The organism is Brevibacillus sedimenti (genome assembly GCF_020923495.1).
Taxonomy (GTDB): domain Bacteria; phylum Bacillota; class Bacilli; order Brevibacillales; family Brevibacillaceae; genus Brevibacillus; species Brevibacillus aydinogluensis.
In genome coordinates, this window is record NZ_CP064048.1 from 1,958,465 (window position 1) to 1,981,579 (window position 23,115).

General features: G+C 56.0%; 28 protein-coding genes. 16 read left to right on the forward strand and 12 right to left on the reverse strand.

Going from position 1 to position 23,115, the window contains the following annotated elements:
* Positions 1 to 155 precede the first annotated feature (155 nt).
* The 3 genes from IRT44_RS09655 to IRT44_RS09665 all read right to left on the reverse strand — a co-directional run bounded on the left by IRT44_RS09655 (position 156) and on the right by IRT44_RS09665 (position 1,637).
* Positions 156 to 587, reverse strand: coding sequence for a LexA family transcriptional regulator (locus IRT44_RS09655; protein WP_230077829.1), 432 nt, complete (start codon positions 585 to 587; stop codon positions 156 to 158).
* A gap of 17 nt (positions 588 to 604) precedes the next feature.
* Entirely contained in the window at positions 605 to 1,126 is a 522-nt protein-coding gene (locus IRT44_RS09660) for an ImmA/IrrE family metallo-endopeptidase (protein WP_230077830.1), read from the reverse strand.
* A gap of 64 nt (positions 1,127 to 1,190) precedes the next feature.
* A complete protein-coding gene (locus tag IRT44_RS09665; RefSeq protein ID WP_230077831.1) occupies positions 1,191 to 1,637 on the reverse strand; it encodes a helix-turn-helix domain-containing protein in 447 nt (148 codons plus the stop codon).
* A gap of 228 nt (positions 1,638 to 1,865) precedes the next feature.
* Here IRT44_RS09665 and IRT44_RS09670 point away from each other — a divergent pair, with 228 nt between their 5' ends.
* On the forward strand, positions 1,866 to 2,213 hold the full coding sequence (locus tag IRT44_RS09670) for a sigma-70 family RNA polymerase sigma factor (protein ID WP_171566612.1): 348 nt from the start codon (positions 1,866 to 1,868) through the stop codon (positions 2,211 to 2,213).
* The gene (locus tag IRT44_RS09675) at positions 2,156 to 2,374 is read left to right on the forward strand and encodes a helix-turn-helix domain-containing protein (protein WP_230077832.1); all 219 of its coding nucleotides are present in this window, start codon (positions 2,156 to 2,158) and stop codon (positions 2,372 to 2,374) included. The genes IRT44_RS09670 and IRT44_RS09675 overlap by 58 nt, the downstream gene beginning before the upstream one ends.
* A gap of 190 nt (positions 2,375 to 2,564) precedes the next feature.
* Here IRT44_RS09675 and IRT44_RS09680 read toward each other — a convergent pair whose 3' ends face one another.
* Complete coding sequence (locus IRT44_RS09680) at positions 2,565 to 3,041, reverse strand: hypothetical protein (RefSeq protein ID WP_230077833.1); 477 nt, start codon at positions 3,039 to 3,041, stop codon at positions 2,565 to 2,567.
* Between the two features lie 225 nt (positions 3,042 to 3,266).
* Here IRT44_RS09680 and IRT44_RS09685 point away from each other — a divergent pair, with 225 nt between their 5' ends.
* Together IRT44_RS09685 and IRT44_RS09690 are read left to right on the forward strand one after the other, a co-directional pair.
* Positions 3,267 to 3,461 carry a BhlA/UviB family holin-like peptide gene (locus IRT44_RS09685; RefSeq protein WP_171566614.1) on the forward strand — a complete coding sequence of 65 codons (195 nt, stop codon included), beginning with the start codon at positions 3,267 to 3,269 and terminating at the stop codon, positions 3,459 to 3,461.
* Positions 3,462 to 3,637: 176 nt separating this feature from the next.
* Positions 3,638 to 4,105 carry a hypothetical protein gene (locus IRT44_RS09690; protein ID WP_171566615.1) on the forward strand — a complete coding sequence of 156 codons (468 nt, stop codon included), beginning with the start codon at positions 3,638 to 3,640 and terminating at the stop codon, positions 4,103 to 4,105.
* A gap of 104 nt (positions 4,106 to 4,209) precedes the next feature.
* On the opposite strand, the gene IRT44_RS09695 is transcribed toward IRT44_RS09690, so the two are convergent.
* Positions 4,210 to 4,647, reverse strand: a complete 438-nt coding sequence (locus tag IRT44_RS09695) for a Dps family protein (RefSeq protein WP_171566616.1) — start codon at positions 4,645 to 4,647, stop codon at positions 4,210 to 4,212.
* A gap of 138 nt (positions 4,648 to 4,785) precedes the next feature.
* Here IRT44_RS09695 and IRT44_RS09700 point away from each other — a divergent pair, with 138 nt between their 5' ends.
* Positions 4,786 to 5,415, forward strand: coding sequence for a molybdenum cofactor guanylyltransferase (locus IRT44_RS09700; protein ID WP_230077834.1), 630 nt, complete (start codon positions 4,786 to 4,788; stop codon positions 5,413 to 5,415).
* A 629-nt stretch (positions 5,416 to 6,044) separates the two neighbouring features.
* Complete coding sequence (gene ltrA / locus IRT44_RS09705) at positions 6,045 to 7,304, forward strand: group II intron reverse transcriptase/maturase (RefSeq protein ID WP_230077222.1); 1,260 nt, start codon at positions 6,045 to 6,047, stop codon at positions 7,302 to 7,304.
* A gap of 47 nt (positions 7,305 to 7,351) precedes the next feature.
* Here the strand turns inward: ltrA and fdhD are convergent, their stop codons facing one another.
* Positions 7,352 to 8,173: a formate dehydrogenase accessory sulfurtransferase FdhD gene (fdhD, locus tag IRT44_RS09710; protein ID WP_230076578.1), complete on the reverse strand. Its 822-nt coding sequence runs from the start codon at positions 8,171 to 8,173 to the stop codon at positions 7,352 to 7,354.
* Positions 8,174 to 8,560: 387 nt separating this feature from the next.
* Between fdhD and IRT44_RS09715 the strand changes: the two genes are divergently transcribed.
* The 7 genes from IRT44_RS09715 to IRT44_RS09745 all read left to right on the forward strand — a co-directional run bounded on the left by IRT44_RS09715 (position 8,561) and on the right by IRT44_RS09745 (position 16,069).
* Positions 8,561 to 9,832 (forward strand): L-lactate MFS transporter, encoded by a 1,272-nt coding sequence (locus tag IRT44_RS09715; protein WP_171566618.1) that lies wholly within the window; start codon positions 8,561 to 8,563, stop codon positions 9,830 to 9,832.
* Between the two features lie 48 nt (positions 9,833 to 9,880).
* Positions 9,881 to 10,246 (forward strand): Na-translocating system protein MpsC family protein, encoded by a 366-nt coding sequence (locus IRT44_RS09720; protein ID WP_171566619.1) that lies wholly within the window; start codon positions 9,881 to 9,883, stop codon positions 10,244 to 10,246.
* Positions 10,247 to 10,476: 230 nt separating this feature from the next.
* Positions 10,477 to 11,736, forward strand: a complete 1,260-nt coding sequence (glp, locus tag IRT44_RS09725) for a molybdopterin molybdotransferase MoeA (protein WP_230076579.1) — start codon at positions 10,477 to 10,479, stop codon at positions 11,734 to 11,736.
* Positions 11,737 to 11,739: 3 nt separating this feature from the next.
* Entirely contained in the window at positions 11,740 to 12,249 is a 510-nt protein-coding gene (gene mobB / locus IRT44_RS09730; RefSeq protein WP_230076580.1) for a molybdopterin-guanine dinucleotide biosynthesis protein B, read from the forward strand.
* A gap of 333 nt (positions 12,250 to 12,582) precedes the next feature.
* A complete protein-coding gene (locus IRT44_RS09735) occupies positions 12,583 to 14,367 on the forward strand; it encodes a M3 family oligoendopeptidase (RefSeq protein ID WP_230076581.1) in 1,785 nt (594 codons plus the stop codon).
* 296 nt (positions 14,368 to 14,663) lie between these two features.
* Entirely contained in the window at positions 14,664 to 15,494 is an 831-nt protein-coding gene (locus tag IRT44_RS09740) for an undecaprenyl-diphosphate phosphatase (protein WP_171565862.1), read from the forward strand.
* A gap of 167 nt (positions 15,495 to 15,661) precedes the next feature.
* Complete coding sequence (locus tag IRT44_RS09745; RefSeq protein WP_230076582.1) at positions 15,662 to 16,069, forward strand: DoxX family protein; 408 nt, start codon at positions 15,662 to 15,664, stop codon at positions 16,067 to 16,069.
* Positions 16,070 to 16,134: 65 nt separating this feature from the next.
* On the opposite strand, the gene IRT44_RS09750 is transcribed toward IRT44_RS09745, so the two are convergent.
* From IRT44_RS09750 to IRT44_RS09760, 3 genes are read right to left on the reverse strand one after another with little or no spacing between them, the layout of a single operon-like run.
* Positions 16,135 to 16,467: a hypothetical protein gene (locus tag IRT44_RS09750; protein ID WP_230076583.1), complete on the reverse strand. Its 333-nt coding sequence runs from the start codon at positions 16,465 to 16,467 to the stop codon at positions 16,135 to 16,137.
* Positions 16,464 to 16,979, reverse strand: a complete 516-nt coding sequence (locus tag IRT44_RS09755; RefSeq protein WP_230076584.1) for an arylamine N-acetyltransferase family protein — start codon at positions 16,977 to 16,979, stop codon at positions 16,464 to 16,466. Before IRT44_RS09755 ends, IRT44_RS09750 begins: the two co-directional genes overlap by 4 nt.
* 11 nt (positions 16,980 to 16,990) lie before the next feature.
* Positions 16,991 to 17,365 carry a DUF423 domain-containing protein gene (locus IRT44_RS09760; RefSeq protein ID WP_230076585.1) on the reverse strand — a complete coding sequence of 125 codons (375 nt, stop codon included), beginning with the start codon at positions 17,363 to 17,365 and terminating at the stop codon, positions 16,991 to 16,993.
* A 189-nt stretch (positions 17,366 to 17,554) separates the two neighbouring features.
* Here IRT44_RS09760 and IRT44_RS09765 point away from each other — a divergent pair, with 189 nt between their 5' ends.
* Positions 17,555 to 17,737, forward strand: coding sequence for a hypothetical protein (locus IRT44_RS09765; RefSeq protein ID WP_171565858.1), 183 nt, complete (start codon positions 17,555 to 17,557; stop codon positions 17,735 to 17,737).
* Positions 17,738 to 17,900: 163 nt separating this feature from the next.
* Positions 17,901 to 19,325, forward strand: coding sequence for a SpoVR family protein (locus IRT44_RS09770; RefSeq protein WP_171565857.1), 1,425 nt, complete (start codon positions 17,901 to 17,903; stop codon positions 19,323 to 19,325).
* Positions 19,326 to 19,497: 172 nt separating this feature from the next.
* On the opposite strand, the gene IRT44_RS09775 is transcribed toward IRT44_RS09770, so the two are convergent.
* A complete protein-coding gene (locus IRT44_RS09775; RefSeq protein ID WP_230076586.1) occupies positions 19,498 to 20,181 on the reverse strand; it encodes an MFS transporter in 684 nt (227 codons plus the stop codon).
* Entirely contained in the window at positions 20,178 to 20,909 is a 732-nt protein-coding gene (locus tag IRT44_RS09780; protein WP_230076587.1) for an MFS transporter, read from the reverse strand. Before IRT44_RS09780 ends, IRT44_RS09775 begins: the two co-directional genes overlap by 4 nt.
* Before the next feature lie 133 nt (positions 20,910 to 21,042).
* On the opposite strand from IRT44_RS09780, the gene IRT44_RS09785 reads away from it, so the two are divergent.
* Positions 21,043 to 21,642 (forward strand): TetR/AcrR family transcriptional regulator, encoded by a 600-nt coding sequence (locus IRT44_RS09785; RefSeq protein ID WP_171565856.1) that lies wholly within the window; start codon positions 21,043 to 21,045, stop codon positions 21,640 to 21,642.
* Between the two features lie 208 nt (positions 21,643 to 21,850).
* On the opposite strand, the gene IRT44_RS09790 is transcribed toward IRT44_RS09785, so the two are convergent.
* Positions 21,851 to 23,071 carry an MFS transporter gene (locus IRT44_RS09790; RefSeq protein WP_230076588.1) on the reverse strand — a complete coding sequence of 407 codons (1,221 nt, stop codon included), beginning with the start codon at positions 23,069 to 23,071 and terminating at the stop codon, positions 21,851 to 21,853.
* Between the last annotated feature and the right edge of the window lie 44 nt (positions 23,072 to 23,115).

A 23,115-nucleotide genomic window follows, 5' to 3' on the forward strand; every position in this document is an offset into this window, starting at 1 on the left:
ACAAATCTCGTGCAGACGCCGATGATATTGAGGAAAAGGAACGCATTTGTTCCAAAAGCAGCCTTTTTTCAGGACAAAAGCAACCGCACCGATGTCGGCAACCGATGCGGTTTTACGCATGGATGAGATAACGGATTTGGCGGTAGCCACCCTGATCAAAACAGCGTATCTCCCGCATTCCCAATCCGTCCGGTCTCGTACGGCGGAGAGATGATGCCGGAGACGACACCGATGATGCGGATGTTTTCCGACGGCAAGACGAGCGGTGCGACGCCCTTTTTGGCGGCGGTAAACACGCACTCCAGCGGATTGACGTCTTCGGCGATGCGGACGATGTACTCCCCCTCCTGCCTCACCAGCACAGGTCTGCCCCGCACCGGCTCCAGTGAATAGTCGGCAATCAGCAGGGCGTTCCCCTCCCGAATCCCGATGTTTGCAAGCCCGTCGTCCCGCATGATCAAGGCGAAACGGGCCACGTGATAGCTGGCCGCAAGCAAATACGGCATCAAATATAGCTCCTCATCCTCCAACGGCAGCTCAAAGAAACGGGTGCTGTAAGCATCACCGGCAATAAACACGCGCTTCATTCCACAACCTCCTCTCATCACCACGCAACAGGATAGCCTTTGGTGTACAGTCTGTTGAGAAAACGTTCAAACCGCTTGTGGGCAAAGTCGAGCGGCACACGAAACGTCCTGGCCAGGTAGCTGGGTGCTTCATAGCGACTGCAATGCCCAATCAGCGAGTCAAACATGTAATACGGCATCAGCAGGTGTTCGGCGAAGTGATTGGCCTGGGCCTCCTGCCAGTCAATCATCAGGTCGCTGCCCAACGGCTGAACCCCTTCATGCAGCAGCAGATGCCCCAGCTCGTGAGCGATTTTGACCCGCCGTGTGGGCTCGTCCAGCCGTTCGTCGACAGCGATCACGAAGCGGCCGGCTTCCTGTGGATGACGGTGCGTGCGGCTCCGCCCGCGGATGCTGCGCAGCTCGATGCCGTAACTGGCGCACAGTTCGGGAAGGTCGATCTGCTCGGGACGCTGGATCCCGTGATGCCGCAGCAGCAGGTATACACGTGATTCCAGCCACGTCTGCGGCTGGCAGATATCAGCTACGAGGAAGTGCATGGAAACCTCCTTTATGCGGAACGTATGTTCGGTTGATGGGTGGAAAGAATGCCCCGTCGCGGGGCTACTTTATCTTTTTGATCTCCTCCGTGATGGCATACAGGGAGGGAGAATGGCTTTCTTTTACATGGTGGGGCTTCATTTGCTTTTTCAAATCGTACCAGTATCGGCGAATCTCTTTTTTCTCTTCTTCGGATGCTTCCAAATACCCGTCGAGAAAATAGTAGTCGTCCGGATCGTCGATTTTTTCCTGGAGCAGCTCGTCCAGTGTCCGTTCGCGCTTATGGTCGTTCGCGGCGGATGGAGGAAGCTGCTCGTCCACTCGCCCGAGCAGCCAGTCGGTCGAGACGTTCAGCACGTCGGCCAACATGGTCAGCATGTCGTTGGGGGGCGAGCTGTGATTGTTTTCGTAGTTGCTGATCGTTCCCTTGGTCGTCCGGACCATTTCCGCCAGACCTTCCTGCGTCAGTCCTTTCGCCCTGCGGGCCATTCGCAAGCGCTGGGACAGCATGGACCATCCATTCCTTCCTGTGAGATGGGTACAAATATATTGTACACAATTGGAGGTTATTAGGAAATATGGTACAAAAAACTTGTATTTCCTCGTTGACATACAAGACTCTTGTACTATATGATGTGAATATCTTCCAATGCAGAACACGTGTTCTTATGTAGTTGTTATGGTGATCCATATTTTTCCTACATGTATGAGAGGAATGTTGGAAAGGGGGAGGGTACATTGAATCAGCAAACATTGACAGAGGAAGAATGCCGCACGGTACTGCGCCGGCTTGCTTGGCGCATCCAATACCAAGCCAGGAAGTACAGACAGCGGGAATGCCTGGGGGCCGAACGGGTTGTGGCCCTGGTATCAACGGACCAGGACATGTCTGCGCTGTACGTCCGGGAAATGTTGGCCGCGATCTCGTCGGACAAGGGCAGGTGGATCGTTCAACGCGTGATCCTGCACGGGTATCCCGAACGGGAAGTGGCTCGCGAACTGGCCATGTCACAGCAGGGGGTGAACAAATGCAAAACGAAAGCGCTGCAACAGCTGCGCACGCGTCTGCAGCATTTGAACGGCTGATGGACGAAGCCCGGAAAGGGGACAATGAAGCGCTGCTCCAGCTGTTGGAATGGTTTGAACCGGAGATTCACGCGCTCGCCCGGTTTATCAAAATGCCGAGAGAAGACAGCATCCAGGAGATCAAGGCGCAGTTTATCGCGTTTATCCGCGAGGGTGAATGACCGTGCGGATGCTCAGACAGCTTGGTTTTGATCGAATGGCATCGCTCATCTGTCTGATTGATGCAAGGTTGGACGGCGGACAAGCCTGTAGAAAAAAGGCTGCATGACGGTTTGTTTTGGGCCGTAAGGAATATGCAAGGCCGGGAACTGATGCTTCTCGGCCTTTCTCTATACGAAATGGAGTGAGCAGCTAATCGAAGGCTGTTTGTTTTTGGATGACAACAGTCACCGTTTTCGTTGGCGCATGCGGATATGTCAATTCCAGTGTATAGTGATCCGGTTTGGCATTCGGAAAGGGAACCAACCTTCCCACGGGGAAATGGACGGTAAAGGTACCGTCAGGATTGACAGGATAGTCAAACGCGTACATCATATGCTGCTTGTAATTCTCCTGACCGCCATACAATCCGATTTGAAGCGTTTTGCCCGTTTGCACGTAACCGTCGATTTTACCCGCAACAGTGATTTGGTTTTCGGGAAGCGGCAGTGTGAATACGCTCCGTTCTTGAGGGGACAGAATGACGATTTCGGACACTGCTTTTTCTTGGGAGGCAGCCGGTTCGTCCGCGCCTGTTTCCGAGGACGCGGGGAATAGAGACCACTTACCGCTGCACACAGCACAGCGACGATCTGTATAAGCATCGTTGGTTTTCGCACCTCGATCCATATATAATTTACATTTATTGAAATTATTTCTAAATGCAAGACGCTTCTGCGCCCGGTCATGTTTCTGCGTCGTACAAAAAAACATGCGTCGAACGAGCCTTCGCAAGGCTCTTTTCTGTTTGGAAGAAAAAGAGATGACCCGGTTGTTACGCGACCGTGATGTTTTCCTTATATAAGTGAAGCGAGAACGTGGAGTTGAAACCAGTTAAGGAAGGAGGAAGGCGCCATGGAACATACGCTCTTGGACGCGCTGATTCAGCAGGGGCCATTTGCAGCGCTGTTTGTTTGGCTGTTGTTTTACGTGATGAAAACCAACCGCGAGCGGGAAACCCGGCTGCAGGACCTGCTGGACAAGTTCAGCGACAAGTACGATCTGATCATCTGCGAACTGCGAGAAATCAAAGACAAGGTAGGGGAGTGAGATACAGATACGCACGTAAACAGGCCCATCCCCCAGGCCAACGCACCAGTTGGCATCCATCCTCGATTTGGATAGCGAGCGGCGCGGGAAACCAGCGGAAATCTCCAATTTCCAATCAGTCAAATTTCTATTATGATAATGAATAAAGAAATTAATGTGAAAAAAGGGGGCAGGGGATGGCGTCGTTTTTTGATGAACGCAAGGCTTTGCACATGACGCTGCAGGGGCTGCTGGAACAGCGTGCCGCACTGCGGCGACAGTATGTGGATCAGGACAAACAATTGGGATTGGACATCAAGGAATTGTTGGCCCGGATCAGGGAGTTAGATGAACGTGAAAACGCTTACCAAACGAACGTGGAGGCGCCCGCGGCCGAGGAAGTTCCGACGGAAGTGCTGGAGCATTTGCGGAAAAGAAAGACGCCTATCCGTCATGATTACGCGGCCGTGGCCGAACAGGTAGAAGCCATCTTGCGGGAGGCGTCGGCGCCGCTGACGCTGATGGAATTATGCAGCGAACTGAAACAGCGGCACGGCGTGGAGTTTGCCAGTCCGTATATCGGCATCCAAAAAGCGTTGAAGCACCTGCCGCAGGTGAAAGTAGACAAGGACGGCCGCAAGCTGATCTTTTCCCTGAAACGGTGACAACAGCCGCAAAAAGGGCGTTGTGTTTCAAGCACGAACGCCCTTTTTGTGCATGGGTGATGTCGGGGGAACAGCGAATTGGGGAAGCAGCTGAGGCCTGGAGATTAGCTCAGAAAGGCTTTCAGCATCCAGAGGTGTTTTTCCAGACTGCGCTGGATGGAGAGCAGCATGTCGGCGGTCGCTTCATCGTCTGCTTGTTCGGCCGTTTTGATGCCCTCCCGCAGTTCGTCCACCAGCGTCTGGAAATCGTCGATCAGGGTCTCGACCATCTGTTCGGTTGTTTCGATGCCGGATGCCTCTTCGACGCTGGCGTCCCGCAGACATTCGCCGAGAGTGGCGATCGGTTGGCCGTTCAGCATCAGGACGCGTTCAGCCAGTTCGTCGATGTGGGCGGCTGCTTCGTTGTAGAGCTCCTCAAATTTGGCGTGCAGCGTGAAAAAATGAGGGCCTTTCACGTTCCAGTGATAGTTGTGCAGTTTCATGTGCAGGACGGTCCAGTTGGCGATTTGTTTGTTCAATACACTGTGTACCTGATGTTTCATGGTTTATCCGCTCCTTAATTAAAATTATTATTATTTAATACTTATTATAAACTAATACCCCCTTTTGTCAATGGCTTCATTACAGCCAATATTTTGCTCGGTTTATCATGGAAAATAACCGGTAAGGTGAGGGGAGTGGTGAATCTGGATGTGCTGACAATCGGCGGAGTGGTGCTGGCGGGAGGCCGCAGCAGCCGGATGGGACGGCCCAAGGAACTGCTGAGCTGGAAAGGGGGCACATTGATCGGACACGTGGTCAGCGAAGTGACTGCGCTGAACCTGCCCTGTCTGATCGTCTCCAACGCCCCTGAACGGCTGCCGGAGGAAGTGACCAGGCTGGCGAAAGTGAGCATCACCGGTGACCTGGTGCCCTCCGCCGGTCCGATCAGTGGAATCGTGACGGCGTTTCGCGTGCGGCGGGAAGAAGCGCTGCTCATCCTCTCCTGCGACCTGCCGTTTGCTGACCGGGAGCAGATCGGCCGCCTGCTCGCCCATGCGCAGCAAACGGCGGAGTGGGATGTCGTGGCAGCGCACACGGCCGGCCGGCTTCATCCGTTGTTTGCCCTGTATCACAGAAGGACGCAGCCGATGTGGGAAGAAGCACTGCGATCAGGCCGTTATCGACTGATGGATGTGCTGGAGCGGCTGCGGATTGCCGAGACGCCGCCCGGTCTTTTGGATGACTGGGCTGCCTTCAACGCCAACACGCCGGAAGAATACCGGATGGCCCTCGCGGAACAGCACGCGCGGGACATGGAGCGGAGGTAGGTTTGTTGTGAATCGCGGCTTTATCAAGCAATAGGAAAAACCCCGGCAAAACCGGGGGGTTCCTTTACGGTGCGCCCGGCATGGGCGGTAGCTATAGGGTGAAAGTCCCGAACGGGGGTTGGCTGTACCAACCGTTAGCTTAAGGCAAGGGTGTCCGCCGTGAGGCGGAATCTGAAGGAAGCCGGCGGCAAAGTCCTGACCTGAGGTACACGAACCCAATTTGAGGCTGTTGTACTCGGGCGAGCCTGCCGAACAAGGTGAAGCCCCATACAGCCAAGGAGTGCAGCAGTAAATTGGGCAGGTACATGGGACGAAAGTTACCGCCCTTACCCGGGGAGGTCTGCATGATACGCCTACTACCGTTGGCAACCGTCTGCGCGAGGGGGCGCTGAACATGCAGAAGTCAGCAGAGGCCATAGTACTCCGATAGAGGACGCTCGAAGGAGGAAGGGCCGAACATCAAGTCAACACATGTTCTAATCCCTTTCGATACGGTGCGTCGAAGCAGAATTCCGAAATGGAACTTCCTCTGAATAGTAGGGGTGAAGCCCCGAGGGTACAGAGAAGGGCTGAGCATCGTACGGCAAGCTTAGCAACATGTGTGCGAAGAGAGGAGTATCGTCAGGGGCATGCTGGAGAAAGTGCTGTCACGGGACAACCTCATGGCCGCTCTCAAACGAGTGGAGGCCAACAGAGGTGCTGCGGGAATCGACGGTGTTTCAACCGAACAACTGCGCGACTACCTTCGTCAGCACTGGGCGACCATCCGGTCGCAAATCGAGAAGGGAACCTACAAGCCGTCTCCTGTCCGCAGGGTCGAAATCCCGAAACCTGACGGGGGAATACGATTGCTAGGCATCCCTACCGTGGTAGATCGCTTCATCCAGCAGGCCATCCTGCAGGTATTGACTCCCATATTCGACCCAGAGTTCTCCGACTCCAGCTTCGGGTTCCGTCCAGGCCGCCGTGCTCACAGTGCTGTGCGGAAAGCACAACAGTACATCAACGAAGGATTCCGGTATGTGGTCGACATCGACTTGGAGAAGTTCTTCGACCGGGTCAACCATGATATCCTAATGAGCCGGGTTGCCCGCAAGGTGAAGGACAAGCGCCTTCTTAAACTAATTCGCGCTTATCTGCAATCCGGAGTCATGGTCAACGGAGTGTGTGTCACGACGGAAGAGGGCACGCCGCAAGGTGGCCCCTTAAGTCCGCTGTTGGCCAACATTCTGCTAGACGACCTGGACAAGGAGTTGGAGAAAAGGGGACACCGTTTCTGCCGCTATGCGGACGACTGCAACATCTACGTCCGCTCCAAACGTGCGGGTGAACGTGTAAAGGCAAGTGTGGAGCGATACTTGACCAGGGTTCTCAAACTCAAGGTAAATCAACAGAAAAGTGCGGTGGACCGCCCGTGCAACCGGAAGTTCCTCGGCTTTAGCTTTATTCCGGGAAAGGAAGCGCGGATACGTCTGCATCCCAAATCGATCACCCGGTTAAAAGGACGAATTCGCCAATTAACCAACCCACATCGAAGCATGGCCATGCAGGAGAGGATTCAAAAACTCAACCAATACCTCATGGGATGGATCGGGTATTTTGCGCTGGCCGAGGCGAAAACCCATCTTCTGCGAATAGAGGAATGGATTCGCCGAAGGCTCCGGCTCTGTCTATGGACGCAGTGGAAACGAGTTCGTACGAGGTACCGCGAACTTCGTTCGCTTGGATTTTCTCACAACAGAGCACTGGAAATCGCAAACACCCGAAAGGGGGCGTGGCGGACAACAAAATCCCCGCACATGCACAAAGCCCTTGGTATTGCCTACTGGCAACAACAAGGGCTGATGAGTTTGATACAGCGATATTTCACACTTCGTCAAGCTTGGTGAACCGCCGTATACCGGTCGGTACGTACGGTGGTGTGAGAGGACGGGGGTTAACCACCCCCTCCTACTCGATTATCGAGAGCTACAATCCGCTCCGCATGCGTATACACGTTCATCTTGTCGGGGCGGACAAATCCAACGGCGGTGATGTTCAGCTCCTCCGCCAACTGCAGCGCCAAGTCGGTGGGAGCTGACTTGGAGAGAATGATGCCGGCACCAATCTTGGCTGCTTTGAGCAGCACCTCGGAGGAGATGCGGCCGCTGAACACGAGAATTTTGTCCTCCGTCGGCAGGTTTTCCCGCAGGCAGTATCCGTAAATCTTGTCCAGCGCGTTGTGCCGGCCGATGTCGGAGTACCTTAGCAGCGTCTGCTCCGGCGTGCACAGCGCGGCATTGTGCACGCCGCCTGTGCTGCGGTGGATGTGGGACGACGCCTGCAACTCGTCCATCAGGCGGAACACCTGCGCCGGCGTGAGCGTGACTGTGCCCGCCACCGGTTTTGCCGTTCGCGCATCGCTGAAAAAGTAAAACGACTGCCGGCTTTTCCCGCAGCAGGACGTGATTCGCCGCTTCGTGTAAAAACTGTGTGACAGTCCGGTTTGCTGATGCAGATCCACGTAGGCAAATCCGCGGCTTTCGTCGATGGACATCTGCTTGATGTCCGTGTATTGCCGGATTGCTCCCTCTGCGGCGAGAAAGCCGATCACCATTTCCTCCAGGTCGGCGGGCGTGCAGACAATCGTCGCAAACTCTTCGTCATTGAGAAATATCGTCAGCGGGTATTCCGTAACAATCTCGTCGTCTTCCCAGGCGAACCGGTCCTGCCCGATCTTCAGCACCGGCCGTCTAATCGTACTCATCAGGTTTGACATAGCAGCCTCCTTGCCGTTTCACGCAGGATGTAGCAAAATTTTGAAAGTAATGTATTGTCGAGAAAGCGCTCACATGATAGTATACTATGTGAGGTTTTACTTGTCACAAAACATTCAACTTTTCTTGCAACAGTTCACATATAGACACGGGATAGCGCACCTGTCGCCGGTTTATTTGTGAACTGCCGAAAGTGAATAGCAAACACTTGCTGTTGATGCTGAAGTAGCGACCCTGCTGATGATTAACTGCCGTGTTTCATCTGTTCCCTCCTCGGGGCCAACGCGCGGACGACGAGGAGAACTGATGGATGCGGCAGTTTTTCTTTCTGCGAGAGCCTGTTCGCGAAAGTGGACGCTCTTTACCCCGCTTAAAAGGAGATGAATCACATGCAGGAAAAATTGAAGAACCGCTGGCTGATTGCTGCGGCTGCGGTGGGAATCCACCTGTCCATCGGTTCGGTGTACGCCTGGAGCGTCTTCACCAAGCCGATCATCAACCAATTTGGCTGGGAGCTGTCGAAGGTGCAGTTCACGTTCAGCATCGCGATCCTGTTCCTGGGCCTGTCGGCTGCGTTTCTCGGCCACTACGTGGAAAAACACGGTCCCCGTAAATCAGGCACTCTTTCGTCTATCTTTTTCGGTTTGGGGATCGCCGGGTCCGGTCTGGCCATTCAATTGGAAAGCCTCCCGCTGCTGTACCTCTGCTACGGCGTGTTCGGCGGCATCGGTCTCGGGGTCGGCTACATAACGCCCGTTTCCACGCTGGTGAAATGGTTCCCGGACCGCCGCGGGCTGGCCACCGGGTTGGCCATCATGGGCTTCGGCTTCGCTTCGCTGGTGGCAAGCCAGATCATGCAGGCGCTGATCGAAAGCGTAGGGATCGCCAATACCTTCTTCATTCTGGGAGCCGTCTATTTTGTCGTCATGTTTGCTTCCGCTCAATACCTTTCCCCGCCGCCTCAGGGATGGGTGCCGGAGGGCTATTCGGCTGAAGAAGGAAGCGGCAAGCAAATCAAGAAGGACCTGTGTCAGCTGACGGCCAACGAAGCGGTAAAAACCCGCCGATTCTACCTGCTGTGGCTGATGCTGTTCATCAACGTGACCTGCGGCATCGCGGTCATTTCCGTCGCCTCGCCGATGGCACAGGAGATCGTGGGCATGTCTGCGGCAATGGCATCGACGATGGTTGGCCTGAACGGCCTGTTCAACGGGGGCGGCCGGATTGGCTGGGCGACGCTGTCCGACTACATCGGTCGGCCCAACACCTACACGGCGTTTTTCCTGATCCAGCTCGTCCTGTTCTTCCTGCTGCCCAACCTGACTATGCCGGCACTGTTTATGGCGGCCATGTTTATCATCATGACCTGTTACGGCGGCGGTTTTGCCTCCATTCCGGCCTATATTGCCGACCTGTTCGGCACCAGGCAGATGGGCGCGATTCACGGTTACATCCTGACGGCATGGGCAGCGGCAGGGCTGGCCGGGCCGATTTTCGCCGCCTGGGTGCGCGAGAGCACCGGCAGCTACATCGGTACGATGACCGTCTTTGCTGCCATGTTCGCCGTCGCCTTGGTCATCTCGCTGATCATCAGACTGGACATCAAGAAATTGCGGGAGCAGGCGAAACAGAATGAAAACTCAGTTGAATTGGCTTGCTGATAGATGGTAAATTTTTAGGTAAGAGAATTTTGTAAAGGTGACATTTCGATGAATAAATACGAAGCTGAGTTCAGCAATTTAGTCAGAGCTTTCCGCAAGCGTCACATGGGCAAAGGCCCCAGCAAGATTGTGACCACGTTTTGCAAGAACTGGGCAATTTGCGAAATGGAGGGGAATCTTTCCCCGGTGGAAAAGTTCATTGCGACGGCTGATGAAGGCAAACAGATGCTTCGCGCGGCCCGCACGGAAATGGTAAAAGAAATGTACCGCAAAAACCGGCCGGTCGAAATGGAGGCATTTCTGGGCGCAAACTTCGTCGATTTATTCGTCGATATTGACATTGAACGCGATTTTGGCATGTCCATTTTCGTCTTTGATCAAGATATCGAGAAGAAGTTTAAAAACGAGTCGTGAGTCTGCGCCGAAGCAGCGACCCTGTTTGTCGGGCAGACAAGAGAGCATGGGAAACGCGCGCGTAGTTGGGACTTGGCAGCGCCCCTGCCTGAGACAACCACCGTGGACATTCTCTGTCCGATGAGAAGGGACTGGTTCATGGGTGGTTGTCTTTTTGTCGTCCTGCACGTTACGCAGGTTCACCGGCCGACTTCAGGGGACGGGTCTTGCAGCAAAAGGAGGAACAGACGATGCACGTTCAGCGACAAACCATCAGCGTGGAGGAAGCGCTGCGCAGGCTGTTGGCGGACTTGACGCCGCTGCCGGAAGAGCTGGTAGGCATTGGAGAAGCGTATGGGCGGACGTTGGCCCAGAACCTTGCCGCCACATGTGACATGCCGCCGTTTGACCGCTCGCCGCTGGATGGGTTTGCCGTGCGAGCAGCGGATACGGCCGGAGCCACACCGGATCAGCCGGTTCGCTTGCGGGTGCTGGAAACGGTCGGGGCCGGACAAGTCCCCCGGCAGACGGTAACCGCCGGAACAGCCGTCCGGATCATGACTGGCGCGATGATCCCGCCGGGAGCTGATGCCGTGATCATGTTCGAACAGACGGAGCAGCCCGGCCGGCAGCTGGAGTGGGTCGGGGTAAAACGGGCGCTTCGCCCTGGAGAAAACATCTCCCGCAGGGGGGAAGAAATCGCTGCCGGAGCGTGCGTGGCCCGGGCGGGAACGCGGATCAACGCGGGGATCTTGGCCGTGTTGGCGGCGTTTGGCTACGCGCAGGTTCCGGTCGTCCGCAGACCGCGCGTCGGATTGATTTCCACCGGCACGGAACTGCTGGATGTGGACCAGCCGCTTGAGCCGGGCAAAATTCGCAACAGCAACGCGGTAATGCTGTCCGCCTTGATCGCCGAGGCGGGCGGCATCCCGGTGTGGTTCGGACGATTGCCGGACGATCTGGCTCTGGCCAAGCGGCAGCTGGCCAACTGTCTGGAGGAGGTCGACCTGCTGGTGACGAGCGGCGGTGTGTCGGTCGGAGACTTCGACGTAATGGCCGCGTTGGCCAACGATCCGGAGGTCACCCTGCTGTTCAACCGTGTCGCGATGCGGCCGGGCGGACCGACAACCGGCCTTTTGTTCCTAGACAAACTGGTCTGTGCGCTGTCGGGCAATCCGGGGGCTTGTTTTCTCGGCGCCCAGCTGTTCGTCCGTCCCGTGCTGCGCCGGCTGCAGGGCGACCGAGAGACTGGCCTGCGACGCATCCGGGCCACGCTGGCGGAGTCCTACACGAAACCGTGTCCCTTCCCGCGCTATTTGCGCGGTCGGCTGACGGAGCGGGAGGGAAAACTGTACGTCGTTCCCGACCACAACGACAAGGCGGGCAACCTGTCCACGCTGGGCAAAAGCGAATGCTTCCTGATCATCCCGGCTGGTGGCCGGGGCAAACAGGCGGGGGAGACCGTCGACGTGATTCCCCACGCCGCGCCGGAGTGGAGAGAGGAGGCGTAGTGCATGGCAAACAAGCCGAGCGTGCTGCAGGTGGTGGGCTATTCCAATTCGGGCAAGACAACGCTGTTGACCAAACTGATTCCGCTGCTGGAGCAGGAGGGGCTGCGCGTCGGCGTGATCAAACACGACGGCGGTCACGATTTTGAGTGGGACCGACCGGGCAAGGACACATGGCGATACCGCGATGCGGGAGCGTCACTGGTGGCAATCGTCTCGCGGAGCAAGACGGCGATGCTGGAGCTGAAGCCTGTCCCGCTGCCTGTTTTGGTGGAACGAATGGCGGAAGCCGGTGCCGATCTTGTGCTGGTCGAGGGATTCAAGCAAGAGGACTACGAGAAACTGGTCGTGCTCCGCGACCCGGCGCACCGTGAATTGGTGGAGGCAGTCACCCGGCCCGTGGCTGTGGCTAGCTGGGAGCCGTTTGCGCACCCGACACTGCCGGTGTACGCCATTGACGACGCAGCGGGTGTGGCCAGGTTTATCCTGAACAGATATATAATGAAAGAACGGTAGTGGGAGCGGGCAATATGTGGCGGGTGAGATTTGTGCCCCCTGCCCGCGTCGCGTTTTGGAGCGGACATCATCCACTTCTTTGCTTGGTCGTCAAGAGAGCGAGCGGGCCCGATCACCCATGCGCCACGGACTTTGTCTGCATGCTGAGCAACCTGACATTGCAGGTTGCTTTTTTCGTTGAAAGAGGTAATTCATGTAAGAAATCTCCTTGTAAGTGAAGCATGTGGTAACTACAGCAGGATCATATACAAAAATTTTGACTGAAAAAGAGGTTTTTGCTGAGTGCTGTGAAAGAGAGTACTTGTGCGTATACATAATCAGGGAGGGATATACATGAAAACGCCATTGCCGATGCGCTGGAATCTGGAGGTGCTGTTTTCCGGCGGAAGCGAGTCCGAGTCCTTTCGCGCATTTCTCAGCATGCTGGAAGGAGATATTGCCGCACTGCAGGCGCAGGTGAGCACCGATCGCGCGCGGATCGACGACAAGGATGCATTTGTTTCCCTGCTCACCCAAGTGCAGAGCATTGCTGTTCGGCTGAAGGAGGCGGGAGCGTTTGTCTCCTGCCTGACCGCCCAAGATGTAAAAGACGAACAGGCCAAACTCCTGAGCGGACGGGTGAAAACCGTATCCGCGTCATTCGCTGCGGCGCTGTCCAAATGGGAGGAACACCTGCTCGCGATCGACGAGCCGGCCTGGAACAAGCTGCTCGCCGCTCCGGAGGTGAAGCCGGTCGCGTTCAATCTCAATGAACGACGCAGACGGGCAAAGGAAAAACTTCCGCCCGCGCAGGAGGTGCTGGCCAACGACCTGGCCGTGGACGGATACCACGCCTGGCAGGACCTCTACAATACCGTCGTCGGCCGCATGACCATCGAAGTGGAGGTGGATGGCGAGACGAAGCGTCTCTCCGTCGGCCAGGCCGCCAATTTGATGCACCATCCGGACCGCAGCGTCCGCGCTCGCGTTTTTGCCAAATGGAAGGAGGCCTGGGCACAGGAGGCGGAACTGTGCGCACAGGCGCTCAATCACTTGGGTGGTTTTCGTCTGGCGCTGTACCGGCATCGGGGATGGGACTCCGTGCTGCGAGAGCCGCTGGACATCGGGCGGATGCAGGAAAAGACGCTGGACGCGATGTGGCAGGCGATCGACAACCGCAAGGATCGGCTCGTCGCGTACCTGGAGCGCAAGGCCAAGCTGCTGGGCGTGGACAAATTGAGCTGGTACGATTTGTCCGCTCCGATCGGCCGTCAGCACAAGAAGTTGTCTTATGAGGAAGGCGCTGCGTTCATCCTCGAACAGTTTGGCCGGTTCAGCCCGAAATTGGCCGCCTTTGCTCAAAACGCCTTCGAGAATGGATGGATCGAGGCAGAGGACCGGCCAGGCAAACGGCCAGGCGGCTTCTGCACCAGCTTTCCGGCCAAGGGCCAGTCTCGCGTGTTTATGACCTACGCGGGCAGCATGCAAAACGTGTCCACCCTGGCGCATGAACTGGGGCACGCCTATCACCAGCACGTCATGAACGATCTGCCCCCGCTGGCGCAAAACTACGCGATGAACGTGGCGGAGACGGCTTCTACATTTGCCGAGATGATCGTGGCGGACGCGGCGGTGAAGAACGCCGCCAGTACGGAGGAGCGGGTGGCTCTCCTGGAAGACAAAGTGCAGCAGACCATCGCCTTTCTCATGAACATCCAGGCCCGCTTCCTGTTTGAAAAAAACTTTTACGCCAAGCGGAGAAACGGGCTGGTCAGCGCAGAGGAGCTGAGTCGCATGATGCTGGAAGCGCAGAAAAAGGCGTACAGCGACGCGCTGGCCGAATACGAGCCGCTTTTCTGGGCGTCCAAGCTGCATTTTTACATCACGACGTATCCCTTCTACAACTTCCCGTACACCTTCGGCTATTTGTTCAGCTTGAGCGTGTACGCGCGCGCCCTGCAGGAGGGACCGGCCTTTGCCGACAAGTACGACGCCCTGCTGCGCGATACGGGACGGATGACCGTGGAAGAGCTGGCAAAGCGGCATCTGGATGAGGACATTACCGACGTCCGGTTTTGGCAGAAGGCCGTGGATCGGGCCGTCGCCGACATCGACGAGTTTCTCCACCTGACGAAATAAAACGGGGAATATCAGCGCGAGCGGACGTCATCCCGACGATCGGATGGGAATTGATCCCGCGCCCTGCACATCAGCACATCCGCCAGGCGTCTGCCGGCGGCGTGAGGGTAACCCTTGCCGGTGTCTCAAGCTCCGGCGGGGGTTTTTATGGGACGAACGGAGCAAAAAAATTTAGGCTTGGGGTGAATGGGAAAGTACGTTAAAATGAAGGGCGTGGCGCAAGCGATCATGCGCGAGACAAGCGAGGAGGCAAACGGCGTCGTTAAACTGCCTCTTTTGCCAGAAAGGTGAGTACAATGGATCTGTGGTCAATGTTCGTAGCATTCGTGTTAGGGCTTGTGGAAGGACTGACGGAATTTGCGCCCGTCTCCTCGACCGGGCATATGATCATCGTTGACGATATGTGGCTGAAATCCAAGGAGATGTTTTCCCCCGAGGTGGCCAACACCTTCAAGGTGGTGATACAGCTCGGATCGATCCTGGCTGTGGTAATCGTCTTTCAAGAGCGCTTTTTCGATCTGCTCGGGCTGCGGAGACGCGCGACAGGCGGACAAGCCTCCGGCCGCAAACTGAAGCTGGGTCAGGTAATCGTCGGGCTGCTGCCGGCTGCCGTATTGGGCCTCCTGTTTGAGGACTACATCGACCAATACCTGTTTTCGGTGAACACCGTGCTGATCGGATTGGTGGCGGGCGCTTTCCTGATGCTGGCCGCTGATTGGTTCCGACCGGGCAGGCCGAAAGTGGAGACGGTTGACCAGCTTACGTACAAGCAGGCCTTCTTGATCGGGTTGTTTCAATGCATTGCGCTGTGGCCGGGCTTCTCCCGTTCCGGTTCGACGATTTCAGGCGGGGTGCTGTTGGGATTGAGCCACCGCGCTGCGTCCGATTTTACCTTTATCATGGCTGTCCCCGTCATGTTGGGGGCAAGCTGCCTGTCGCTCTTGAAGCACTGGGATTCCTTCACCCTTGATGCCCTGCCGTTTTTTGCGGTCGGCTTCATCAGCGCATTCGTTTTTGCGCTGTTCTTCATCCGCTTCTTCTTGAAGCTGATCAACCGGATCAAACTGGTTCCGTTTGCCCTTTATCGCATCGTGCTGGCAGCGGTGCTGTATCTGGTCCTGATGTAAGAAAAACGGCTTTGGAGGTATCGGCGAAAGCGGACCTTCGCCGGACAAGCGTAAAAAGCAGTCGGGAACAATTGGGTTTTCCGACTGCTTTTTTTGTTGGCGGGGACGGATATCGTGATGCTGTTTGTCCGGGCATCGGCATATGCTGGTGGTGAGGAGGGAGTCGGATGCGGGAGAAAACGGCGTTCGTCGTCCTGCGGATGGTGACGGGCTTGATTTTCTTTGCCCACGGCCTGCAGAAGCTGCAAAAAGGATTGGGAGTGGTGGCCGAGTGGTTCGGGAGTGTCGGACTTCCGACATGGTTGGCCTATCTGGTGACGCTGGCGGAACTGCTGGGTGGGATGGCGCTTGTGATCGGGCTGGCGGTACGGCCTGCGTCGCTGCTTCTGGCTGTGATCATGGTCGGTGCCATCGTTACCGTCAAATGGTCAAACGGCCTGATCGGTGCGAACGGCGCAGGAGGGTACGAGCTGGATCTCATCCTGCTGGCGGTGACCATGTATCTGGCCGTCACGCAAAGAGAGGATCAGGGAGGAAAGCCTTGCGAACCTCGTTTTCGCCCAAAAAACCGCTGATTCAGCGGTTTTTTTCGTGCATCCGTACACCGGCTGTTCCAGCAGCAGCAGCCAGCTAGACGTGTCTAGGTTTCATTTGCAAATAGATCAACGCCCCGCGACTGCAGGATCTCCACCGCCTCCCTGACCGGCAAGCGGGGCAGGCGGAATTCGTCCGCCACCGTCTCTTCCAGCTCCCGGATGGAACCGAGCGTCAGCCGGCGCTCGCCGCCGTCAGCGTGCGTGATCAGCAGTGTGTTGTTTTTCAATGAGAGGCTGCGTTCGCTGTCCCATTGATACACATGGATGCGCAGGCAGTTGAGAAAGAAGGCGCCGGGGGCAAACGAGCGGTCGATCGCTTCGGCGAAATCGTCCGGCTCCCGCCGCTCCTCCGGGTCAAAGTGCCAGTCTTCGTTCACCAGCTTCTCCCCCGGTAATGCAGGTATTGGTAGCGGCCCGGCCGCTCCGCATCCGGTGTGATTCGCACCGTCTCCGGGCCAAAGCGGATGCAGTTGTCGGGATCGCGGCGAAAGCGGACCGGCTGATACACGGGGGCGGTGGAGCCCAGATCGACGTAGACCTGCTCTCCTCCCCATTCCGGCAGCCGGACGATGACCGCCGTATGGGAGGTTCCCACCGGCACGAGATGTGCAGAAAAGCTCAGCTCGCGCAGCAGCCAGAGGAGATTGGCGTGGATGGCGTAGCAGGTGCCGCCAAACCCGCAGCGGACGGCATCGGCAACAAACTGTTCAGGCGAGGGGAGGCTCTTGTACCCCGGTCGCCGGGCCTGCAGCAGTTTGCCGACGTTTTCAAACGGAAACGCCTGCAGATGAGCGCGGCACAGTTCGCTGAGGAAGGCGTAACTGGCCGGGCGCGGCGCTATTCCCAGATGATGGAGATAGGCAGATGCCCAAGCGGGTAACCGCGACATGGAAAACCTCCTTACGAGACAGATTTCCAGGCGTGCACGGCGATAAGCGCCCAGCCGGCCAGGAACAGGACGCCGCCAAATGGCGTGATTGCCCCGAGCGCTTTGATGTTGGTGAAGCTGAGGGCGTACAGGCTGCCGGAAAAGAGCAGGGTGCCGACAGTGAAGCACCAGCCCGCCCAGGTCAGGACAGACGATTCAGGGTACCATTTGCACAGCAGGGCGACCAGCACCAGCGCCAGCGCATGTGTCGTCTGGTAGGTAACCCCGGTGTGGTAGACGCCGAGCAGGTAGTCGTTCAGTTTGCCTTTCAGCACATGGGAACCAAATGCGCCCAAGGCGACGGAGAGAAAACCGCTGATAGCGCCAAGCAATAAAAAGATACGCACGAAACATTCGCTCCTTTGTGTAACGATATGCATATATAGCGTTATTGTACCGCAATCACGGCGTCCATGCCCAATTGCAAATTGTTGAACGCGCACTTTGGCCTTTCGTCCAGACCGTCTCACAACTTGCGACATAGGATGCAGTAAGGCGGCAGCTTTCTGATGTCGCCGCCGCAGGAGGTGAGCAGTATGGGCAAATGGACAACGCTGGTGGGCGGCCTCGTAGGCGGTTGGTCCTTCTTGAAAATTCCGCTGGAAGGCACGTTCCTCTCCTTTATCGATCCTGTCGTCGATGGTGTTGGTATCGTGGCGGCAGTCGTGTTCTCGGGTGCACTCATCTATTATGGCGTACGCGACTGGATCCAAGGTTAACAACCGGATCGGTGCAGACAGCGGCAAAGACGTCCCGGCAAAAGGGGCGTCTTTGTCATTGGCCAGCTCAAAGGTGGTCGGCTTTACATCGTCGTCTTGTCGAGTGCTCTCATGCAAGCTGCTCCCATATACATAGTGGAGAGAAGAAATGGGGGGAAGCGACATGACCAACGACGAACGCAAGGAACTGGAGCGCTCGATTGAAGAAATCACGGAAATCGCCAAAGGCTTCGGCCTTGACTTTTACCCGATGCGCTACGAGATATGCCCGGCGGACATCATCTACACGTTTGGCGCGTACGGCATGCCGACGCGGTTCTCGCATTGGAGCTTTGGCAAATCCTTTTACCGGATGAAGCTGCAGTACGACCTCAATTTGAGCAAAATCTACGAGTTGGTGATCAACTCCAACCCGTGCTACGCCTTTCTGTTGGACGGCAACACGCTGATCCAGAACAAGCTGATCGTCGCCCACGTCTTGGCCCACTGCGACTTTTTCAAAAACAACGTGCGGTTCTCCAACACCAACCGCGACATGGTGGAGAGCATGGCGGCCAGCTCGGAGCGGATTCGGCAGTACGAGATCAAGCACGGCAAGGAGGCAGTGGAGTCGTTTTTGGACGCCTGCCTGTCCATTCAGGAGCACATCGATCCCAGTCTGCTGCGGCCGAAACTGCGCTGGAAGCGGGAGGTGGAGGAGACGACCGGCAAACCGGGCAAAACAGAGCGGACCACGCCGTACGACGACCTGTGGCGGCTGGATCGCACAGACGAACAGCCAGCCGATCAAGGGAAGCCGACCCGCAAGTTCCCGCCCGAACCGGAGAAAGACCTGCTGTTGTTCATCATGGAGTACAGCACCGTTCTGGAGGACTGGCAGCGGGACATCATGACAATCATCCGCGAAGAGATGCTCTATTTCTGGCCGCAGTTGGAGACGAAGATCATGAATGAAGGCTGGGCCACCTACTGGCACTTGCGCATCCTGCGGGAGTTGGACCTGACGGAAGCGGAGACGATCGACTTTGCCAAGCTGCACGCCTCGGTGATCCAACCGTCGCCGACCAGCATCAATCCGTATCATCTCGGGCTGAAAATTTTTGAGGATATCGAGGAGCGCTGGGATAACCCGACCAAGGAAGAGCAGGAGCGCTATGGACGCAAGCCGGGACAGGGAAGGGCAAAGATTTTCGAGGTGCGCGAGTTGGAGTCGGACATCAGCTTTCTGCGCAATTACCTGACCAAGGAGCTGGTCGAAAAGCTGGACTTGTACCTGTTCGGCAAGCAGGGAAACGACTGGGTGGTGACGGAAAAATCCTGGGAACAGGTGCGGGACGGCCTGGCCGCGACGCGTGTCAACGGCGGCTTTCCGTACGTCATGGTCGAAGACGGCGATTACCTGCGGGCCGGCGAGCTGTACCTGAAGCATTACTACGAGGGATTGGAGCTGGATGTCAAGTACCTGGAAAAGACGCTGCCGTACATCTACCAGCTTTGGGGCAAAAACGTCCATCTGGAGACGGTGATCGAGGAGCGTGCGGTGCAGTTTACCTACGATGGAAAAAAGGTGCACAAACGGTTTTTGTAAATGAGTAATGATATAGATAGAAGACAAAAGGCACAGCCCAGACTCCCCCCTCACCGCGGCTTACAAAAGCAATGCCCCAAACCCCCTGATCAGCAGGGAAGTTTGGGGCTTTGCTTTGCCACAATTTCCCTTTGTTTTCCAAGCGGACTCAAGTATTTTCAATAGCACTTGGTCACGCTCGGGCCTTTGCCTTCGTCTTGCTTGTCAAGAGGAAGGCGGGTATGGCCATTGCCGCGGTCATCACGGTAGCGACAAGAAAGCCGGTGTGATAGGCGGCGGCTTCATGCGGGAGAGCGGGAACGGCTTGTCGCAATTGCAGGGCCACGACCGTTGCCAGTACGCTCGAACCGAAGGCACCGCCGATATTCTGGATGATGCGCGTGGCGACGCTCGCTTGCGGAACTTGATGGCCGGAGAGCCCCGTATAGGAATCCGTCATCACCGGAATCGTGATGCCGCCGACACCGATTCCCCGAATAAACAGTGCAAGGCCGATCTGCCAATAAGGAACGTCCGGCGGGAAAAGGATGAACGGAACGGTTCCCGCGACCGTAATCGCCGTAGCGGCCAGGACAATAAGCCGGGCTCCGATCCGGTCGGTGAGCGTCCCAATAACGGGTCTGGCGAGCAGCATGCCCGCACCTTGCGGAATGAGCGCGAGCGCGGCGGAGATGACGGAGTCGTGCCGAACATTTTGAAAGTACAAAGGCAGCAGCAGCATGGCGCCGTTCGTCCCGAAACCGGCCAGGAACAAGGCGATGACGGACCCGGTGAAGCTTTTGTATCGGAACAGGCTGAGGGGCACGATGACGGCCGAGGAGCGGACAAGGGCGTAAACGATATAGGCGATCGTCAAGATAACGCCCAGCGCGATAAAGCCGATCGAAGCCCCGCCGCCAAAACTGCCGCCTTCCGCCCTCGCGAGATCCCGTAGATGAAACTTGCGGAAAGTCCGCCCAGCAGCAGAATGCCGGTCCAATCCAGCGCAGCGCGTCTGTTGGTGGCGGGAAATCTCGGCATTTTCATGTAAATCAAAGCCAGGGATATGATTCCGATCGGGACATTGATGTAGAAAATCCAGCGCCAAGAGGCATACTCCACGAGCAGTCCACCGGCGACCGGGCCGAGGATGGGGCCGAGAATGATGGGCAAGCCCACGATGGCCATCAAGCGCCCCATTTGATCCTGTCCCGCGGCTTGTACAAGCAGCGTGGTCAGCAGGGGAATGATCAGCCCGGCGGCGAACCCTTGCACAATGCGGAACGCAATCAGGCTTTCGATGTTCCAGGACAACCCCGCCAGCAGGGAACTGAGCAGGAACAGCAGCTCCGCGATGAAATATACGGATTTACCCTCAAACCGCTGAACCAGCCAGCCGGAGAAAGGGACGGCGATGGCCAGGGCCAGCACATAGCCGGTCATGACCCACTGCACCGTTTCCAGCGAAGTTTGAAAATCCCGGCTGAAATGATTCACCGCGATGTTCACCATGGTGGTGTCCAGCATGGGGGCGACCGCTCCGAACACCAGCACCAGTGCGACGCGGACAAGATCTTTCGGCAGTGTTCCGTCGGTTTGATTCACGTGCGTCCACTCCTTAATTAAGGTACATGATGTATCTTATTTTCGAAATAAGTATACATGCTTTTTGAATAAGGTGCAACATGTATCTTATTTGTTGTATAATGATTGCAGCATCTTTCGGGAGGAAAAGTCATTGAAAGCGGAACGAAGACGGGGAGAAGAACTGGAAAAGGCGATTCTGGACGCTGCGTACGAAATCATCGAAACATCGGGGTACGAGGAAATGACCTTTCAACGCGTTGCCCGACAGGCGCAAACCAGCCGAACGGTCATTTACCGCCGGTACGAAACGCCCGTTGATTTGCTGCATGCCCTGGTCCAGTACAGGTCCACCCGGGCGATGGGCGGCAGAATGATCGATTTGCTCAGGGACCAGGGAAGTCTGCGCGCCGATTTGCTTGAGGTCGTCCGCATCTACCAGCGGTTTTTCGATGCCATCGGGCAGAAGCTGATGAGCGCCGTGATGACCGAATTCAGCAGAGATTATGAACGGTTCCGGGACTGGTTCGAACAGGCGCTCGACAGCAATGTGAGGATTATGAAGACGGTGGAAGAAAACGCCAAGCGGCGCGGAGAAATCACCCATGATTTTACCGAGTTGCAAATGCGTCTCCCCTTCGATCTTCTGCGTGTCGAAAATGTTATCCGCCACGAGAGGATCACTGCCGCGTATTTGACCCGTCTGGTGGATGAGGTGCTGCTGCCGGTGTTCTCCAAAGATCAGAAACATTAAGCTGCCCGCGTTGACGGATGAGAAGCATCTTAAAGAGCATAATGGGGTCTGCAAAAGCACATAAAAAAGAGAAGGCATTCTCAAGGATGCCTTCTCTTTTTATGCGCGGTGTTGCTCAGCTTATTTTCTTGCCGGTGAGAGTCCGGTCACAGGAGGAGCCAAGCCCCAGTTATGCTAGAACGCGATCGGAAGGTCAATATCGTTTAAATTAGTTGGTATTGCCAAGAGAGTTTGAGGATTTCGGGAATGCGGGCAGTTCTCTGTCTGGCTCCTTTTTGGAACCGATGAAAAGTTGCAAGAAAATCATCGCTGTGCAGATCACGGCTAGTCCGACGAAGGCGAACACAATGCTGTTTGTCATGTCTTGTATCCATCCAACCAAAAACGGTCCAAGTGCTCCAATCGCATATCCCACCGATTGTGTCATGGCGGACCATGAGCTGGCATCTTGTGCGTTCGATGTTTCGTCAATCGGCAGCATCAACCCTAGAGGGAAGAGACCACCACAGCCAATACCGAGAAGAATCGCAGAAATCCATGGTGAACCAGAAAGGATGACAAGCAGTAACCCTGCCAATTCAAGCAAAGAGCATGCAACCATCCATAGAAGTCGATTTGGATAACGATTAACCAGCATCGGAATCAAGAAGGTCGCCGGAATTTGAACCAATGTGAAAAGTGTAAGCATGTTGCCAGCGTAAATCTTACTGTACCCCATGTTTGAGACGGCTGGTGCAAGCCATGCTGTAATGGAGTAGAACAAAAACGCCATCATTCCGAAAAATACTGTCAAAAGCCATGCCCTATGATTTCTCCAGGGCAACTGCCCCGCGTTTTTCAGAGAAGATGATTGATCAAGATTCGGCTCTACACGTCTTGGTACAAATAACCACCAGGCAGGCAAAGCGATAACGGCAAGTATTGCCCATAAGCCTAATGCTGATCGCCAGGAGCCATTTAAGGCATTTTGGAAGGGAACGGATAGACCTGCGCTTAGGGCTGCTCCAGCCACCATTGCTACGGAATAGACACCGATCATGGCAGCCACCTGGCTGGGAAAATAACGTTTAATGAAACCAGATAGAAGCGGACCTGCAGTCGCAATACCGATGCCAGCGATCAGTGAGGTCAGTAGCAGGAATGTATAAGAAGGCGTAAACCATCGGAGAACAGTAGCTCCGCCCACGAGCACTAGAGCTAACGCTATCATCCGTTCGATTCCATGACGAATTCCCAACTTGACAGCTATCGGAGAGAAGATTCCCATACATAGAACCGGTATAGAGGTGAGAAGACTGGCAGAGGATGCGCTCATTCCGAGATCGCTCCGAACCGTCTCTAATAGCGGCGAAATCGAAGAAATAACCGGCCGCAAGTTTAGAGATGCCAAAAATAGGGCGATTACCAAAAGCGTTGAACGAGGTTTCATTACACTCACTCCTTAAAACATCACTGGCGTGAATACTTTCTTGT